This is a genomic window from Corynebacterium sp. MSK195, assembly GCF_030228885.1.
Taxonomy (GTDB): domain Bacteria; phylum Actinomycetota; class Actinomycetes; order Mycobacteriales; family Mycobacteriaceae; genus Corynebacterium.
In genome coordinates this window covers 250,840-267,146 of sequence record NZ_JASPGT010000001.1, presented here as the reverse complement: position 1 = coordinate 267,146, position 16,307 = coordinate 250,840, and the positions used below count along the sequence as shown (strand labels likewise).

General features: G+C 57.8%; 14 protein-coding genes and 1 pseudogene. 4 read left to right on the top strand and 11 right to left on the bottom strand.

The features are described 5' to 3' along the window. Positions 1-27 precede the first annotated feature (27 nt). The 3 genes from mtr (at position 28) to QP909_RS01235 (ending at position 2,566) form a co-directional block, all read left to right on the top strand. The gene (mtr, locus tag QP909_RS01245) at positions 28-1,431 is read left to right on the top strand and encodes a mycothione reductase (RefSeq protein WP_284765846.1); all 1,404 of its coding nucleotides are present in this window, start codon (positions 28-30) and stop codon (positions 1,429-1,431) included. Between the two features lie 316 nt (positions 1,432-1,747). Beyond that, positions 1,748-2,122, top strand: coding sequence for a hypothetical protein (locus QP909_RS01240; protein ID WP_284765845.1), 375 nt, complete (start codon positions 1,748-1,750; stop codon positions 2,120-2,122). Between the two features lie 48 nt (positions 2,123-2,170). After that, positions 2,171-2,566 (top strand): hypothetical protein, encoded by a 396-nt coding sequence (locus tag QP909_RS01235; RefSeq protein ID WP_284765844.1) that lies wholly within the window; start codon positions 2,171-2,173, stop codon positions 2,564-2,566. 194 nt (positions 2,567-2,760) lie between these two features. On the opposite strand, the gene map is transcribed toward QP909_RS01235, so the two are convergent. From map to dxr, 5 genes are all read right to left on the bottom strand, one after another. Then, positions 2,761-3,630 (bottom strand): type I methionyl aminopeptidase, encoded by an 870-nt coding sequence (gene map / locus QP909_RS01230; RefSeq protein ID WP_269945426.1) that lies wholly within the window; start codon positions 3,628-3,630, stop codon positions 2,761-2,763. A gap of 84 nt (positions 3,631-3,714) precedes the next feature. Continuing rightward, positions 3,715-5,568: a penicillin-binding transpeptidase domain-containing protein gene (locus tag QP909_RS01225; RefSeq protein ID WP_284765843.1), complete on the bottom strand. Its 1,854-nt coding sequence runs from the start codon at positions 5,566-5,568 to the stop codon at positions 3,715-3,717. An 81-nt stretch (positions 5,569-5,649) separates the two neighbouring features. Further along, positions 5,650-6,813, bottom strand: a complete 1,164-nt coding sequence (gene ispG, locus QP909_RS01220; RefSeq protein WP_239277458.1) for a flavodoxin-dependent (E)-4-hydroxy-3-methylbut-2-enyl-diphosphate synthase — start codon at positions 6,811-6,813, stop codon at positions 5,650-5,652. A 108-nt stretch (positions 6,814-6,921) separates the two neighbouring features. After that, complete coding sequence (locus QP909_RS01215; protein ID WP_284765842.1) at positions 6,922-8,130, bottom strand: M50 family metallopeptidase; 1,209 nt, start codon at positions 8,128-8,130, stop codon at positions 6,922-6,924. Between the two features lie 14 nt (positions 8,131-8,144). After that, the gene (gene dxr / locus QP909_RS01210; RefSeq protein ID WP_284765841.1) at positions 8,145-9,305 is read right to left on the bottom strand and encodes a 1-deoxy-D-xylulose-5-phosphate reductoisomerase; all 1,161 of its coding nucleotides are present in this window, start codon (positions 9,303-9,305) and stop codon (positions 8,145-8,147) included. Between the two features lie 132 nt (positions 9,306-9,437). Here dxr and QP909_RS01205 point away from each other — a divergent pair, with 132 nt between their 5' ends. Next, a complete protein-coding gene (locus tag QP909_RS01205) occupies positions 9,438-9,944 on the top strand; it encodes a DUF2631 domain-containing protein (protein WP_269953089.1) in 507 nt (168 codons plus the stop codon). A 64-nt stretch (positions 9,945-10,008) separates the two neighbouring features. Here the strand turns inward: QP909_RS01205 and QP909_RS01200 are convergent, their stop codons facing one another. From QP909_RS01200 to QP909_RS01180, 6 genes and pseudogenes are all read right to left on the bottom strand, one after another. Further along, a complete protein-coding gene (locus tag QP909_RS01200) occupies positions 10,009-11,187 on the bottom strand; it encodes an IS256-like element IS1249 family transposase (protein ID WP_005323424.1) in 1,179 nt (392 codons plus the stop codon). A gap of 309 nt (positions 11,188-11,496) precedes the next feature. Next, a pseudogene (locus tag QP909_RS01195) lies at positions 11,497-11,914 on the bottom strand (transposase family protein); the annotation flags it as partial. Between the two features lie 164 nt (positions 11,915-12,078). Continuing rightward, a complete protein-coding gene (gene erm, locus QP909_RS01190; RefSeq protein ID WP_284765840.1) occupies positions 12,079-12,933 on the bottom strand; it encodes a 23S ribosomal RNA methyltransferase Erm in 855 nt (284 codons plus the stop codon). Positions 12,934-13,032: 99 nt separating this feature from the next. After that, on the bottom strand, positions 13,033-13,080 hold the full coding sequence (locus QP909_RS11870) for an erythromycin resistance leader peptide (RefSeq protein ID WP_011116968.1): 48 nt from the start codon (positions 13,078-13,080) through the stop codon (positions 13,033-13,035). A 68-nt stretch (positions 13,081-13,148) separates the two neighbouring features. Then, the gene (locus tag QP909_RS01185) at positions 13,149-14,327 is read right to left on the bottom strand and encodes an IS256-like element IS1249 family transposase (protein ID WP_005323424.1); all 1,179 of its coding nucleotides are present in this window, start codon (positions 14,325-14,327) and stop codon (positions 13,149-13,151) included. A 378-nt stretch (positions 14,328-14,705) separates the two neighbouring features. After that, positions 14,706-16,304, bottom strand: a complete 1,599-nt coding sequence (locus QP909_RS01180; protein WP_284765839.1) for a hypothetical protein — start codon at positions 16,302-16,304, stop codon at positions 14,706-14,708. Positions 16,305-16,307: the final 3 nt, after the last annotated feature.

The following is a 16,307-nucleotide window of genomic DNA, read 5'->3' as shown; positions in this document are numbered from 1 at the left end:
TTTAGTCCCTATATATAAGGAATAAACGTGACTACTTCACACCAGTCCCACACGCCCGCTGCCGAGGAACATTTCGACCTCATCATCATCGGCACCGGCTCCGGAAACTCCATCCCTAGCCCGGATTTTGATAACCAGAAAATCGCCATCATTGAAAAGGGCACCTTCGGCGGCACCTGCCTCAACGTAGGCTGCATTCCCACCAAGATGTATGTCTATGCCGCCGATATTGCCCTAGCGGCGCGCGAGGCCGGCCGGCTGGGCCTCGATGCTCAGGTCACTAGCGTGAATTGGGGCTCCATCGTGGACCGGGTCTTTACCAACCGCATCGACCAGATTGCCCAGGGCGGCGAGCAGTACCGCCGCGGTGAAGAAACCCCTAATATCACCGTGTACGACGAGCACGCCCGTTTTGTCGGCCCGAAGACCATCCAGACCGGTGAGCATGTCATCAGCGGCGACCAGATCGTCATTGCCGCCGGCTCCCGTCCGGTGATTCCGGAGGTCTATGCCAACTCGGGCGTGAAGTACTACACCAATGAAGACATCATGCGCATGGACCACCAGCCAGAAAGCCTCATTGTGGTAGGCGGTGGCTATATCGCCATGGAGTTTTCCCATGTCTTTGACGGCCTCGGCACCCAGGTGACCGTGGTCAATCGCTCCGAGACCTTGCTGCGCCACTTGGATGATGACCTGTCCAGCCGCTTCAACCAGATTGCGCGCGATCGCTTCGACGTGCGCATAGCCAATGGCACCAAGCTCGAAAAGACCGACAATGGAGTGCGGTTGGAGCTCGACAACGGTGACTCCGTGGAAGCAGAAGCGATTCTAGTTGCTACTGGGCGCACCCCCAATGGCGACCAGATGGATGTGGACAAGGCTGGCATTGAGCTACTTGCCGACGGCCGAATTGCCACCGATGAATTTGGCCGCACCGCCGCCGAGGGTGTTTGGGCGCTTGGCGATGTCTCTTCTCCATATATGCTCAAGCACGTAGCCAATGCGGAGACCCGCGCCGTGCAGCACAACCTGCTCCACCCAGAAGATCTCCGCCCACTGCCCCACGACAATGTCCCCGCCGCCATCTTTACCCACCCACAAATCGCCACAGTGGGCCTAACTGAAAAGCAGGCACGCGAGGAAGGCTTCGATGTCACCGTCAAGGTGCAAAACTTTGGCGACGTTGCCTACGGCTGGGCTATGGAAGATACCACTGGCATCTGCAAGCTGGTAGCAGACCGCGGGACTGGGCAGCTTCTCGGCGCTCACCTCATGGGCCCACAGGCCTCTACCTTGATCCAGCAATTGATTACCGCGATGGCCTACAAGTTGGACATGCGGGAGTTCACTCGCAACCAATATTGGATCCACCCTGCACTGCCAGAAGTAGTGGAAAATGCCCTTTTGGGACTGGAGTGGAATAAGTGAACTGTTACGTGATCCTTCTCACATCCTTCCAGTTTATTCCCAGGTTTTAGGACGTTTTCCCACTTCACGCCAAGGAAGGGATATTCACAATTTCAGGAAAATTACCGCCATAAAGGGGTCCAAATTAATTTAATCGCTGAAATTCCGGTCTTTGACGTGCAAAAGGACGGGAGTTTTACTAAATTCACTTGGGACACCGGCTCGAGCCGATACGAACACGGCTACCGCGTGTTTATGAATACCGCCTGTGTATTCAATAACACTTTGGTTTCCCAGTGCGGAAGCCTTGCAAGTACGACTTTTAAGGAATTTTGATATGCGTATCCGCAATGCAGCAATCGCTGGCGCAACCGCTCTCGCCGTTGCTTTCGGCGGCACCACCGTTGCCGTAGCAGCTGAGGGCTCTTCCGACGCCGCTCAGACCGCCCCTGCAACCAACGAGGGCTCCTCCCAGCAGGGCTCCTCCTCCGAGGGCCAGAGCTTCCCTAACAAGGTTGACCAGGACCTGGAGCTCGAGGGCGAGAAGGAAGCTGACGGCACCAAGATCTTCGGTTCCTCCAAGGACTTCTCCGAGCAGCCGGTATGGGCTAAGGTTCTGTACTCCCTGACCATCCTGGGCGGCATCGGTGCTGTTCTGGGCGGCGTCATCGGCCCAGTCTTCAACTTCATCAACCACGGCCCTTCCTTCTAAGCAACAGCCATACGGCTTCATCAAAACTTCCGAAAGGTAATTTTCACAATGCGTAACTTCCGCACTGCAGCCGTTGCTGCTGCTACCGCTGCTACCGTCGCTTTCGGCGGCGTCGCTGTCGCTTCCGCTGAGGACACCACCAACGAGCGTGCTTCCCTGGGCGAGAACCTCTCCTCCGTTATCAAGGACACCAAGGCTGACGAAGGCGAGTACCCGACCCTGTCCTCCAAGATCGGTGCTAACGCTGACAAGGATAAGAAGGTAACCGGCCACGACCTTCTGGGCGAGAAGAAGGGCGAGAACAACCCTCGCTGGGGCGAGATCTGGCGCGACGGCACCGTTGCTCTGGGCATCACCTCCGCTATCGGCGCCCTGATCGGTGCTTACAACTACGCCGTATACAACGGCTTCATCCCTCACGTTCTGGACCCAATCTTCCGCTAATTGCTAGCTAAAGATTGGCTCTAGATAGCTAGGGCTTGCACAGGGCCTCGTTCTTAGAACGAGGCCCTTTTGCTATACGCCGGTTCACTCCTGAGACAGAAGGATTGCCTCACACGGGGCGTCGTCAAGCATGCACAAGGCCGCCTCCACTTCCCTGCCTAGAGTCGTGTGGAGGCGGCCTTTGTTAAATAGTTCTAGTCCTCATCTGGAATGGTAAGGATTTCATTGCCATCTTCGGTGATAACGAGGGTGTGCTCAAACTGGGCGGTGAACTTGCCGTCGGTGTTTTGGACGGTCCAGTCATCATCCCAGATCTCGTAATCCAGGGAGCCAAGATTAATCATCGGCTCGACAGTGAGCGTCATACCAGGCTCAAGGATGTCGCGGTACACGGTCGAGTCATGGTGAAGGACAACAAGACCGTTGTGGAAGGTTGGGCCGACGCCGTGGCCGGTGAAATCGCGCACGACGTTGTAGCCGAAGCGCTTGGCATAAGACTCAATAACGCGGCCGATGACGTTGATCTCGCGGCCCGGCTTTGCGGCCTTGATGCCACGCATCGTGGCCTCCTTGGTGCGCTCTACTAGCAGGCGGTGTTCCTCGGAGACATTACCGGCGAGGAAGGTGGCGTTATTATCACCGTGGACGCCATTCTTATAAGCGGTGATATCGATATTGACGATGTCGCCATCCTCAATCACCGTGGTATCCGGGATGCCGTGGCAAACAATCTCATTGAGGGATACACAGCTGGACTTGGGGAAGCCGCGGTAGCCCAGCGTGGACGGGTAAGCGCCGTGGTCGCACATGTACTCGTGCGCAACGCGGTCTACATAATCAGTGGTTACGCCCGGCTGTACGGCCTTGCCAGCCTCCTTGAGGGCGTTTGCCGCAATCTTGCAGGCCTCACGCATCTTCTCGATGACCTCTGGGGACTGGACGTAGGGCTCGCCAATGCCCTCCTGCACCTCGTCCTTCCACGCGTACTCTGGGCGCTCGATGCTCTCCGGCACGGTGAGGATCGGAGTGGGCTTGCCTGGCTTTAGCTTTCCTCGATTACTCATGGTTTCCCATGGTAGTCCTCTGCGCCCATAATGCAGCAGCCGGGGTCAAAAGACAGGGCCATAGCTCCAGCTCTGAGTCTACGTCTACCCTTCGGCCGGCGGAGCCGCACCCTCGTGCGGTCCGGACCGGTAGTCATCGACCTTCTGCAAGAAATTGCTAGTGATATTGACCGAGACATCGGAGCCGCCGCCCAAAACCACGAGGGTGGCAAAGGCGATATCGTCTTCTTCCCGGTAGCCGGTAAACCAGGCGTGCGAGCCTTCGTTAATCTCGGCCTCACCGGTCTTGCCGTAAATCGTGCCGCCAGCCGCCATGCTGCGGGCAGTACCGTTGGTGACCACTTGGCGCATCATGCTGCGGACGTTATCTAGCACGGGCTTGGAAATCTGCTGCGGCTTATCGGAGGCTTTGGTCTCATGGCCTTCAATCAGCGTAGGTGTTGGCGTTTTGCCATTGGCTACCGTGGCAGAGACCAGCGCCATGCCGAAAGGGCTCGCCAAGTCGTAACCCTGTCCATAGCCAGCTTCAGTGCGCTCCAGTGGTTCTTTGCCCTCCGGAATGGAACCGGTAATGGTAGTAAGGCCTGGGATTTCGTATTCCACGCCGAAGCCAAACTTTTTGCCCATATCCTTCAACTCACCAGGCTTAAGCTGGGTGGAAATATCCGCGAAGGTAGTGTTACAGGACTGTGCGAAGGCTTGGCTGAGCGGAACGCTGCCTAGGGCGAAAGCATTGTAGTTGGTCACCACGCGGCCAAAGATATCCATGGTGCCAGGGCACGGAACGATGGTATCGGTATTAAGCCCCTGCTTTTCTACGCCGGCCGCGGCGGTGAGAATCTTAAACACCGAGCCCGGAGGGTACTGACCTTGGAGGGCTACGTCGCCATCTTCATCGGCCTTCTCGGTTTGGGCGACGGCCAAGATATCGCCATTGGAGGGACGGATGGCTACGAGCATAGCCTGGGAGTCTGCGCGCTCATTGACCGCCTCTTGCGCGGCACGCTGCACATCGTAGTCCAGACCTACCTTGATCGACGGCGCCGCATCAGGGTCGTGCTTTTCCACATCAGAGAGCGCCGCACCATTTTCATTGACCACAGAAATGGACCAGCCGGTTTGGCCATCGACCTCATCTTGGACCGCAGATCGCACGCGCGACATCAGATCGGGTGCCAGGCCACGGTCGCGGGTGACCAGAGCCGGTTCTTCATTGAGGCGCACGCCGTCCATGCCTTCCACCTTGGGGCGCACAGCCTTGGCTTGATCCTCCGTAAACATGGTGACGGAAAAGGAGCCGTCTGCATCCTCCAACTCTTTGGCCAGATCCTTGGCATCCATCTCCGCAATGGAGTCATCCTGGCGGTGAGCGGCAGCTAGTGCGCCGCTGATCTTGGAAGCGGTGGGATGCACATCATCCAGCGAGCTGGTATCTACCACCAGCCGGTAGTTCAGCCCCGGGCTCATCAATTCCACCCCATTGGAAGAAACCACGCTGGCGCGCTCTGCTTCCAGTGCGCGCAGTTCCAGGTGCTGATTTGCTCCCAGGTCGGGGTGGATTAAGCTCGGCTTCCACCGCACCGTCCACTCATCCTCAGTCTTGGTCAGCGTCATCTGCGTGTCATAGCTCAAGGTACGTTCCTTGGGCAGGTCCCAGGTGACCTTGTAGTTGGCCGTGGCGAGGTTCTCATCTTGGTCCACGCCTTCAAGCTCAATGTCGAGCCCCTCGGCCTGCAGGCCGGAGTAGGTGGCATCGAGGGCGGAGGTGGCGTCGGAGGGGGCGTCGGTAAGCGCGGCTAAACCGTCATTATTGCGGGACTCCATCCCCTGGAGGAATTCTTCTGCGACCGGTTCCGCAGAGACCGGCTTCGGTGTACAGGCAACCACGCTGGTGGAGGCGAGCGCGATAGTTGCAACCAGCGCGACCAACTTCTTCATGTCTTGGCACTCTAGCAGCGCAAGCGTCAAAAAAGACTGCCCCACACCGAAGTGCGGGGCAGTCTGCTCAAAGTGGGCAAATTACTGGGTTACGCGAACCTCAGCCTTGGCGCCTTCTACGGCTTCCATACCCTGCTCATCGGCAATGCGCATGGCCTCTTCAATGAGGGTCTCCACGATCTTGTCTTCCGGCACGGTGCGAACGACCTCGCCCTTAACAAAGATCTGACCCTTGCCATTGCCGGAAGCAACGCCGAGGTCGGCATCGCGGGCCTCACCCGGACCGTTGACAACGCAACCCATCACGGCAACGCGCAGCGGGAACTCCATGCCGTCCAAGCCGGCGGTAACTTCCTCCGCCAGCTTATAAACGTCCACCTGGGCACGGCCGCAGGACGGGCAGGAGACGATCTCCAGTTTGCGGGGGCGCAGGTTGAGCGACTGCAGAATCTGGTCGCCCACCTTGATTTCCTCTACCGGCGGAGCGGACAGGGACACGCGAATGGTATCGCCAATGCCCTCTGCCAGCAGTGCGCCGAAAGCCACCGAAGACTTGATGGTGCCCATGAACTTCGGACCAGCCTCGGTCACGCCGAGGTGCAGCGGGTAATCAGTCTTTTCCGCCAGCTGGCGGTAGGCCTCCACCATCAAAACCGGATCGGAGTGCTTAACGGAAATAGCGATATCGCCATAACCGTGCTCCTCAAAGAGGCCAGCCTCCCAGATAGCGGACTCGACGAGTGCTTCCGGGGTGGCCTTGCCGTATTTTTCCAGCAGGCGCTTGTCCAAGGAGCCACCATTCACGCCGATGCGAATGGGAATGCCGGCATCGCCGGCTGCCTTAGCAACTTCCTTTACGCGACCGTCAAACTCGCGGATATTGCCCGGGTTCACGCGGATGGCGGCGCAGCCCGCGTCGATGGCCTGGAAGATGTACTTTGGCTGGAAGTGGATATCCGCAATCACCGGGATCGGGGACTTCTTGGCAATGGCCGGAAGTGCCTCCGCATCAACAGGCTTAGGGCAAGCCACGCGCACGATATCGCAGCCGGAAGCCGTCAGCTGCGCGATCTGCTGCAGCGTGCCGTTAATGTCGTGCGTCTTGGTATTGGTCATCGACTGCACCGAGATGGGTGAGTCAGAGCCGACGCCGACCGGGCCCACCTGCAGCTGACGAGTCTTGCGGCGCGGGTGCAGGACTGGTGGTGGGCCGTCTGGGATTCCTAGACCGATGGGGGTCGACATGAATTCTCCTTGTTGAAGCACAGTAAATACATACGGTGGGTGATTAACGCCCCCACTCTAGCACTGCTTGCTTTATGCCTGAAGTGCGCGCAGCGGGGGCTGCGTCGGCTAGCCAAATAGCCGTATGGGGTTGACCACATCGGCGACGATGACGATGGCGCCGACGCCCATCAGCAGCGCGGCCATGACATAAGTCACCGGCATCAACTTGGTGTAATCGGCCGGCCCCAGAGCTGGCTTGCCCGCCAGTTTGCGGATGCCATCGCGCAGCTTTTCATAGATGATGACGGCGATATGTCCGCCGTCGAAAGGCGGCAGCGGAATCAGGTTAAAGAGTGCGAGGAAGAAGTTCAGCGTGGCCAGCATCATAAAGAACATCGACCACAGGGAACGCTCCGCCAATTCGCCGCCCACGCGAGAAGCGCCGACGACGGACATCGGGCCATCGGCCTCGCGTTCGTGGCCGAAGATGGAGGCCACCACACCCGGAATTTTGCCCGGGAATTGCTTCAGCCCGTCGACCGTTGCGTCCAACGAGTAGGTGCTAAAGCGCCAGGTTGCCGGTAGGGCGTCGACGGCGCCGTGCTTTTCGACGACATCGATAAGCTGATTGCTCAGCCCGATTGAGCCAGCATCCACCAGCTCGCCGTCTTGGTTCAACCGCTTGACCGTATCGAGGTGGACTGTGAAGTCCCTGTCTTCCCCACCGCGCTCAACCGTCAGCGTGATGGTCTCGCCGGGGCGCTGCATTACCTCATCGCGCAGCTGGGTAAAAGAATCCAGCTTCTGACCATCGAGAGCCACAATAATATCGCCCTCCTGCACGCCGGCCTTTCCAGCGGGGCCTTTACCCGTGCACGCCTCTAGCTCTTGGTTCGGCTTCTGATTGGCCGAGCACGTCACCTCACCCACGCGCGGGCGCACATCAGCATCCGGGTTGGGCAAACCAGCCGTCATCGCCACAAAGTAGAGGATGACAAAGCCCAGAATCAGGTTGACACCGATGCCGCCGGCCATCACGATTATGCGCTGCCACCACGGCTTTTTATACATCGCATGGGGCTCTTCTTCCTCGGTGAGGAATTCATCCTGCGCGGTCATGCCAGCGATATCGCAAAACCCGCCTACCGGGAAGGCCGCAAGTCCATATTCGGTGTGGCCCTTCCGGAAGGAAAATAGGCGCGGCCCAAAGCCAATAAAATAACGGCGCACGCGCATGCCAAAGGCACGCGCGGTGAGCATATGGCCTGCTTCGTGCAACGCTACGGTAAGCCCGATGCCAAAGGCGAAAAACACAATGCCCAGCAAGTTTGCCATGATGTGAAAGCTTTCTAGTCAGCCAGCGAATCAATCAGCGCATTCGCGCGCCTGCGCGCCTCGCCTTCTACCGCGAGGATTTCATCGAGGCTAGAGACTACACCAGCAAACTCGGATGCGGAATCAAGGATCGTGCCCACGACGTCCACAATTTCCGGGAAATGGATGCGCCCGGACAAGAACGCGGCCGCAGCTTCCTCATTAGCGGCATTATAAATGACCCCTGTTCCCTCGGCCGCGGCCCGGCGGGCGAGGCTGACGGCGGGAAAGGCGGCATCGTCAAGCGGCTCAAAACGCCAATCATGCGCCTGCGCAAAGTCCAAGGCCGGCTGGGCGCCTGGTACGCGGTGCGGCCAATTCAGTGCCAGCGAAATAGGCAGTTTCATCGATGGCGGCGAGACCTGAGCGATAGTGCAGCCGTCTTTGAAGGTGGCCATGGAGTGAATGATGGACTGCGGGTGCACGGTGACGTCGATGCGCTCCGGGGCGATGTCAAAGAGGAGCGTTGCTTCAATCAGCTCGAGGCCCTTGTTAATGAGGGTGGCAGAGTTGAGGGTATTCATCTGCCCCATGGACCACGTAGGGTGCTGCGCTGCCTGCTCAGGGGTCACGTCCCACATCTCTTCGCGTGACCAGCCGCGGAAAGGGCCACCAGAGGCGGTAAGGACCAACCTATTCAGCTCCCCTTCCTCGCCGGCACGCAGGCACTGCGCCATGGCGGAATGTTCCGAGTCAACAGGGATAATCTGGCCAGGGCGCGCCTTTTGCGTAACCAGCGTGCCGCCCGCGACGAGGGATTCCTTATTGGCCAAGGCTAAGTACTCGCCCATTTCCAGTGTGGCCACGGTGGCCTTGAGCCCCAAAGAACCCACCAAGGCATTGAGTACCGTATCGGCCGGGGTCGAGCGCACTAGGTGCTCTGCAGCGTCGGCGCCACTCAAAACCGAACCGCCTAAAGCGGCCGACACCTCGGCCGCGGCGGCCTCGTTGGCCACGGCAACGTGGTCAAACGAAAGGTTGAGGCTACGGGCTTGTTCGATGATGAGCTGCGGGTTAGAGCCACCCGCAGCGATTCCCACGACGTCGAATTTATCAGGATTATCCGCAATGACTTCCAGAGCCTGCGTGCCGATTGAACCGGTGGAACCAAGAATGAGTATTCGCTGAGTAGTCACGCCTCCACCCTAGCGCCCACCACCATTGCGCGGGCGCGGCAGGTACGCCGCACTGCGACGGGGGTGTTTAATCGCCATCTCAGGTGCGATGTTTTAGAATGTGTAGCAGACAAATGGCATTGGTGTGCCCGCATGCCCATCGCGCAGACGGACACACGCAGAAGCGAAGGAGAACAAGTGTCTTCCCACAAGCCGGTACCGCAGGTATTTGACGGTGTTTCTACTGAGGACGTTCCATCCGCAGGATTCGGTTGGTCCCGCATCAGCCGCTCTGGCGTACAGATCGCCGGTTGGATTTCTGTCCTGTTCCTGCTTGCCTACAACTTTGGCAACCACCACGGCCACGTTGAGACCATCTGGCTCATTGCCTTGGCTATCTTGATCGCCGTTGGTCTGCTCATCCACGCCTTCCAGCCTAAGTTGCACCAGGTTCGCACCGTAACCGCCCGCAACCAGCCGGTGGGCCACCAGGAGCCGGACTGGGTCTACGACCAGAAGACCAACACCGGCGTATACGCCGAGCTGACCGATTCCCAGCTGCGCGCCCTCAACATTGAGCCTTCCCGCGTTTCTCACCTGCGCGTTGAGCCAGGCACTAACAACGCCACCCCGGTTACCTCCGGCAAGCACGCGCTCTAAGCTTTTAGTACGCTTTAGCGGGTTAAGGGTCAAAATGTGTGTCTGGCTCGGCGTGTCGCGGGGGTTAGATTTGGCCTTTTTGAATGCCGATTGAGTGGGTGTAGTCGGTGTCGATAGCGTTGTCGTAGAGGGCTGGGCGTCCTGTTTCGTGGTCGGCTTGGTTCTCGGTTTGGGTCAGGGTGGATACTTTGGCGAGTTGGCCCTGGCCCCAGTCGGACTGCCTGGCGATTCGTACTGGATCGTCAGGCAGTTCCGTTTTTAAGTAGAGCCACCAATCCAGCATGCGGCGTTGTCGTTCGCCTGATCTGCCGCGGTGGGTTCTGGCGAGCAGTTTGAGCTGGGCGTTGATGCCGCCTTCTAAGCTGTTGGTGGTGGATTTGATCCGCTCGGGCGCAAGGACTCCTGCTGGCGGGTTGAGGTAGACAAACAGCATCTCGGACCGCCAAAGATGGTTGAGGCTGTTGTAGGCCTTGCGCACGTTGTGGTGGGTCCACACGCGGGTCCATGCACCTGTTTTGGGGTCTTTGATCATGGTTTTCTCGTTCATCCATTCCCGGTAGATCGTTGAAAACTCGTGCAGTTGCACACCCCACGCGGCGGCTTCATCCAGTGTGGTGATCCGGGTCAGTTTCAGCGCAAGTCGGTAGATGGTGCGCCCGGCATCGGTGCGTGGGTTGGTGGTGGTGTAGCGGCGGACCACGCGTTGGGCGTGGACGAGGCAGCGTTGAATTTTCGTAGTCGGCCAGCACTTTTTGATTGCGCTGTATGCGCCTTGGCCGCCGTCGATGACGGCGATGAGTGGGGCTTCGATGCGTTCAAGCAGCAGTTGGTAGTCGCGGGTGGTTTCGTGTTTGCACCAGTGCCAGGCGATCACGTGGTCGATGGTCGCCGCGACGATCAGGCAGCCACCGGCGGTGTAGGTGCCATCGAGAAATACCTGGTCGTAGATCCGCTTGTGGTGGCCGGCGGTGGGGTCAGGCACATCAACGAGCCAGCACCACTTGAAGCGCCGCTTCATGGTGGCGCGGCTAACACCGTTTCGTTTGGCTAGGTCGTCGAGTGATATTGCGGTGGTGCAATGCTCGATGAACTGGGTGAACACTGCCGCGTTGGTGATGTCGTTTCGACGTTTGACGCTGGAGGCGCCGCATTGTTTGCAGCGCCATCTGGTGGTGCCTTTGCTGGTGGTGCCGTTGCGTTTCATTTCACCGCCGCAGTGGCAGCGTGGTTGGTTCTTCGACATTGCGACACCACACCACGCCGCGCATAGCACATCACGGCTGCCACACCGAGGATTTCCCGTCGGGGGCTAGATATATGCTTCCGGAGCATATACTTTCCGGAAACCTACAGGTCAATCCGTGAAAATCCGCGATTCCGGACACACTTTTTGACCCTTAACCCAGATTGCACGCGTGGGGATTGAGGGTGTGAATCCCACTGTCGTGGGTTTGATGAGGTAGTCGATGTTGCGGAAGCTTTGGCATCGGCGTGCGTTGTGCTCCGTACGTTGTTTCAAAAACGGGTTTCATCAAACGGAACAAAACCTGGGACACTTCATATCCCACCCCAGGCCTAATGACTTGGGTGCAGCGGCAACGCTCATCCGATTTAGGCAGAGTCGTTGCAGGATCCAGTGGGTCACCTGGTCCGTGGTCTTTGAATTGTCGGGCGCGCAGGCAAGGCCAGCACGGAAGATCTTCTGCAAGCAACGCTTGTTGGTGCACCGGTAGCGTGGAAGGCGCACATGAAGTTGTTGGGTGGCCGACGATGGGCAGATCGACCAGGCTGCGGATGACGTGGTCGCGGAATACTCCAGGCTGCCCGCAGGTAGGGCATTCATTGATCGGCTCGACGGGTTCGGCTTCAATAACAGTGACGTCACCGTTTTCTGTGGCACCGGTGATAGTAGTTCCTAGTTTTGCGGTGCGGCAGATGGTATCGACGATGACATTTCCGTTAGGCTGCACAGTAGGTCCTTAGTTTTGTACGGATGGATTAGATACCTTTTTCCTACAAAGCCAAGGACCCCAATATCTTGTGCCACGCCCGAACCCCCGGCGAACTAATCAATGCACTCTAAAACCGGAAGAGCCCTTTTAGTACTACTGGTGGATTTCGGTTTTGGTGGGGATTAACGCCGCCGGCTTCGGTTTTTCCGTTGAGGAGGTCGTTGACTACTTCCCGATGGTGAAATGGGTCGATGGTGAGGTAGAGAGGAACCAGTCACCTGGAAGAGATCGATCCAGTCGTTGGTGTGCAATCTGGGAGGTAGGGTCGCGGGGTCGATTCCTCGCGAGCGCAACCATGATTGTGTTTCTGAACGTGATGAAAACAACCCTGCCCTTCGGAGAATTTCCCCTATCCCGCGTCCCCGGGCAGTGAAAACGGTGTGCACCATCGCCTGAAAGGCTTTGCGCTGCCCTATCGGAATCTTCGGGTCACCCACCCGGCGGATCACTAAGATCCCCCCGTCAACGTTTGGCTGTGGCCGGAAAGCAGTCCTTGGTACCCGAGAACCCAGGTGAAATGTGAACCATGGGGACCACTGAGCCGTCATCATCGTGCTTGCGCCTACCCCGGCCCGGCGGCGAGCGACTTCCCACTGCATGAGGAGTACAGCGTCAGTCCATGCTGGCGCATGCAGCAACTTTCGAAGAATGGCAGTGGTGAGGTGAAAGGGAATGTTTCCCACAATGACGCAGGGAGTGGCGGGTAACCGGAAGTTAAGGAAATCATCATGGACCACTTCGACCGCCGCCGAGGAGGTTTCTTGTGTGATTTTGGCAGCTAGTTTTGCGTCCACTTCAACTGCCGTTATCGCCCTCCCCAAGTGGGCCATCGGGTGAGTGAGGGCACCGCTTCCTGGTCCGATCTCAATGATGGGGCCGGAGGTTTGTTTCACAAGGTCGATGATGGAGTTGATGATCTTGTGGTTGGTGAGAAAATTTTGGCCATGCTCGTGACGGCCGTGTCCGTATGCAGACATCAGGTGTGCTCCTTGGATTTGAAAGGGAGCCGGGCATGACAAATAGCCGCCCGGCTAAAGGACCGGAGCGGTTTTTAACCTACGGGGTAGGAAACCGCCTTAGCGGTTGGTGCGCAACCGCAAGAAAGCGGTACCTGAAATCAACATGGGTCTAATTATATCCATTTAAAGGGTTAAGGGTCAAAATGTGTGTCTGGCTCGGCGTGTCGCGGGGGTTAGATTTGGCCTTTTTGAATGCCGATTGAGTGGGTGTAGTCGGTGTCGATAGCGTTGTCGTAGAGGGCTGGGCGTCCTGTTTCGTGGTCGGCTTGGTTCTCGGTTTGGGTCAGGGTGGATACTTTGGCGAGTTGGCCCTGGCCCCAGTCGGACTGCCTGGCGATTCGTACTGGATCGTCAGGCAGTTCCGTTTTTAAGTAGAGCCACCAATCCAGCATGCGGCGTTGTCGTTCGCCTGATCTGCCGCGGTGGGTTCTGGCGAGCAGTTTGAGCTGGGCGTTGATGCCGCCTTCTAAGCTGTTGGTGGTGGATTTGATCCGCTCGGGCGCAAGGACTCCTGCTGGCGGGTTGAGGTAGACAAACAGCATCTCGGACCGCCAAAGATGGTTGAGGCTGTTGTAGGCCTTGCGCACGTTGTGGTGGGTCCACACGCGGGTCCATGCACCTGTTTTGGGGTCTTTGATCATGGTTTTCTCGTTCATCCATTCCCGGTAGATCGTTGAAAACTCGTGCAGTTGCACACCCCACGCGGCGGCTTCATCCAGTGTGGTGATCCGGGTCAGTTTCAGCGCAAGTCGGTAGATGGTGCGCCCGGCATCGGTGCGTGGGTTGGTGGTGGTGTAGCGGCGGACCACGCGTTGGGCGTGGACGAGGCAGCGTTGAATTTTCGTAGTCGGCCAGCACTTTTTGATTGCGCTGTATGCGCCTTGGCCGCCGTCGATGACGGCGATGAGTGGGGCTTCGATGCGTTCAAGCAGCAGTTGGTAGTCGCGGGTGGTTTCGTGTTTGCACCAGTGCCAGGCGATCACGTGGTCGATGGTCGCCGCGACGATCAGGCAGCCACCGGCGGTGTAGGTGCCATCGAGAAATACCTGGTCGTAGATCCGCTTGTGGTGGCCGGCGGTGGGGTCAGGCACATCAACGAGCCAGCACCACTTGAAGCGCCGCTTCATGGTGGCGCGGCTAACACCGTTTCGTTTGGCTAGGTCGTCGAGTGATATTGCGGTGGTGCAATGCTCGATGAACTGGGTGAACACTGCCGCGTTGGTGATGTCGTTTCGACGTTTGACGCTGGAGGCGCCGCATTGTTTGCAGCGCCATCTGGTGGTGCCTTTGCTGGTGGTGCCGTTGCGTTTCATTTCACCGCCGCAGTGGCAGCGTGGTTGGTTCTTCGACATTGCGACACCACACCACGCCGCGCATAGCACATCACGGCTGCCACACCGAGGATTTCCCGTCGGGGGCTAGATATATGCTTCCGGAGCATATACTTTCCGGAAACCTACAGGTCAATCCGTGAAAATCCGCGATTCCGGACACACTTTTTGACCCTTAACCCGCTTTAGCTACCGCCGCCCTTCCCCGCGAAGGCCGGCGGTTTCTTTATTACCTAGCCGAGCACTTGCGCTTGGCGACGCCCCGCGGCGCAAGCAATCTCCCCATACTCCACAGCCGGCACGCACTCCAGCAACTACGGTGAGGGTGCTACTGTGCGCGCGACTGAATTGCTTGGCCAAGCAACAAAGCCAAGAAAACATTAGAACTACACTCGCGGGTTAAGATACCCAGTGCCTGACCTTGGAGTAGATTTCAGGCAGCGTTTCATCCACACGTTTACCGCTTACCTGCAAGGCAACGATATAGCAGACGACGGGGACCGCGATTACTAAGACAAACCCCAACGCGAGCAATACGGAATTTGAACCGTACCCGAGGGCCATTGGGATAACACCGGGAATAATCGGGGTCCAGCCTATGAACAAGCTCAAAATGGCGCTTACGAACGCGCTGGCCGAGTAACCGGATTTATCCGCCCACATATTCCCGCCGGGCCGCGCGGTAGCAAAGGGATTAAAGGTAGTGAGAAGAAGAGATAGCCCTGCAGAAGAAATGAATATGCCCGTAGCCGCAGCGATAAAGCACACAGACTGCAGCTTGTCTGCGCTTAATATATAGAGGACTATAGCCAATATCACGAATACGATTACCGAAAGCACCAAGTGAGCCCAGTGACGCGCATAGAGCAGCGTACGGGGGCGGACCGGAGCAGCCAGCTTCACCCAGAGACTAGGCCCGTCATAGCCGAAATCGTTGGTAGCCAGCAATCCACCGAAGAGACCCAAAAATAGTATGCCTATTGTGGGCAGCTCGGAATCAGAGTTGATCCCCTGAAAGATGAAAATAAGCGCAAGGATCGGTTGCATGATGATGCTGCCGATAAGACGCGAATCGCGGAAGATATAACGAAAAGAGCGCGTAAATTCCATCGCCTCCGGACTGCGGTAGGAAAATGATCCCAATGAAAACCGGCTGATCCCCTTGGCCTTCCCGCTGCGCTTATGCTCGCCAGCCGCAAGGGTGCGGCGTTCGTACTGCAAGCGCAGTAAGCGCTGCCAGGCCCATGCGGCCACACATAGCGAGACCACGGCTATAAGAAACTGCGCGATGGCTGCTACCAGCTCGCCTTGGCAAAGAGATAGCGCCCATCCCACTGGCGCACCTAAAGGGGTCCACGCAAGAACCCCTCCCACTGTACCCAGTGGGAAATCAGAATCCATAAGGGAAGAAAGACGGTTCGAGCCAAAAATAAGCAAGACTACCGCCACTGAACCTAGCACTTTCAGCGTAGTAGAGCTTAGCTCCGCGGCGGTGGCGCCAACATAAACCGCAAGGTCCGCGAGAACCAACGTCAGCACTAACGCAAAGATCATTCCTAGGACAAAGGGCAAGATAAGCAGAGCTTGTGCGTTGGCGGCTAAAGTCACACTTCCAATGACTGTGTACGCAATGGTCAGCAGAACCGGCACCGGTGCGCGCAAGTTGAGTACCGAAGCTATTGCAAGTGCTGGGGTAATGTCTTTCAGGCGCAACGGCAACGCGGAAAGCTCGCGCGCAGATAGCTGGTTTTCCCCGCTGGGCATGATGAGCGTGATGACCAGAAAAGCGAGGGTGCCTATTGCAGGGGCGGCAGTAAGTGCATGGAAGTTTCCGGTACCAGAATCACTGGAGATATCTGCCGCCGCCAATACAGCGAGCGAGGCCATGCCGATGAGTCCGTAGAGCAACAGGCAGATTGGAATCAAGACCGCTGAGGCATTGGACTTTAGGTTCCGCACCCACAATGTGCGATGAAGTTTTAGCAGCGTAGAGGTCATAAG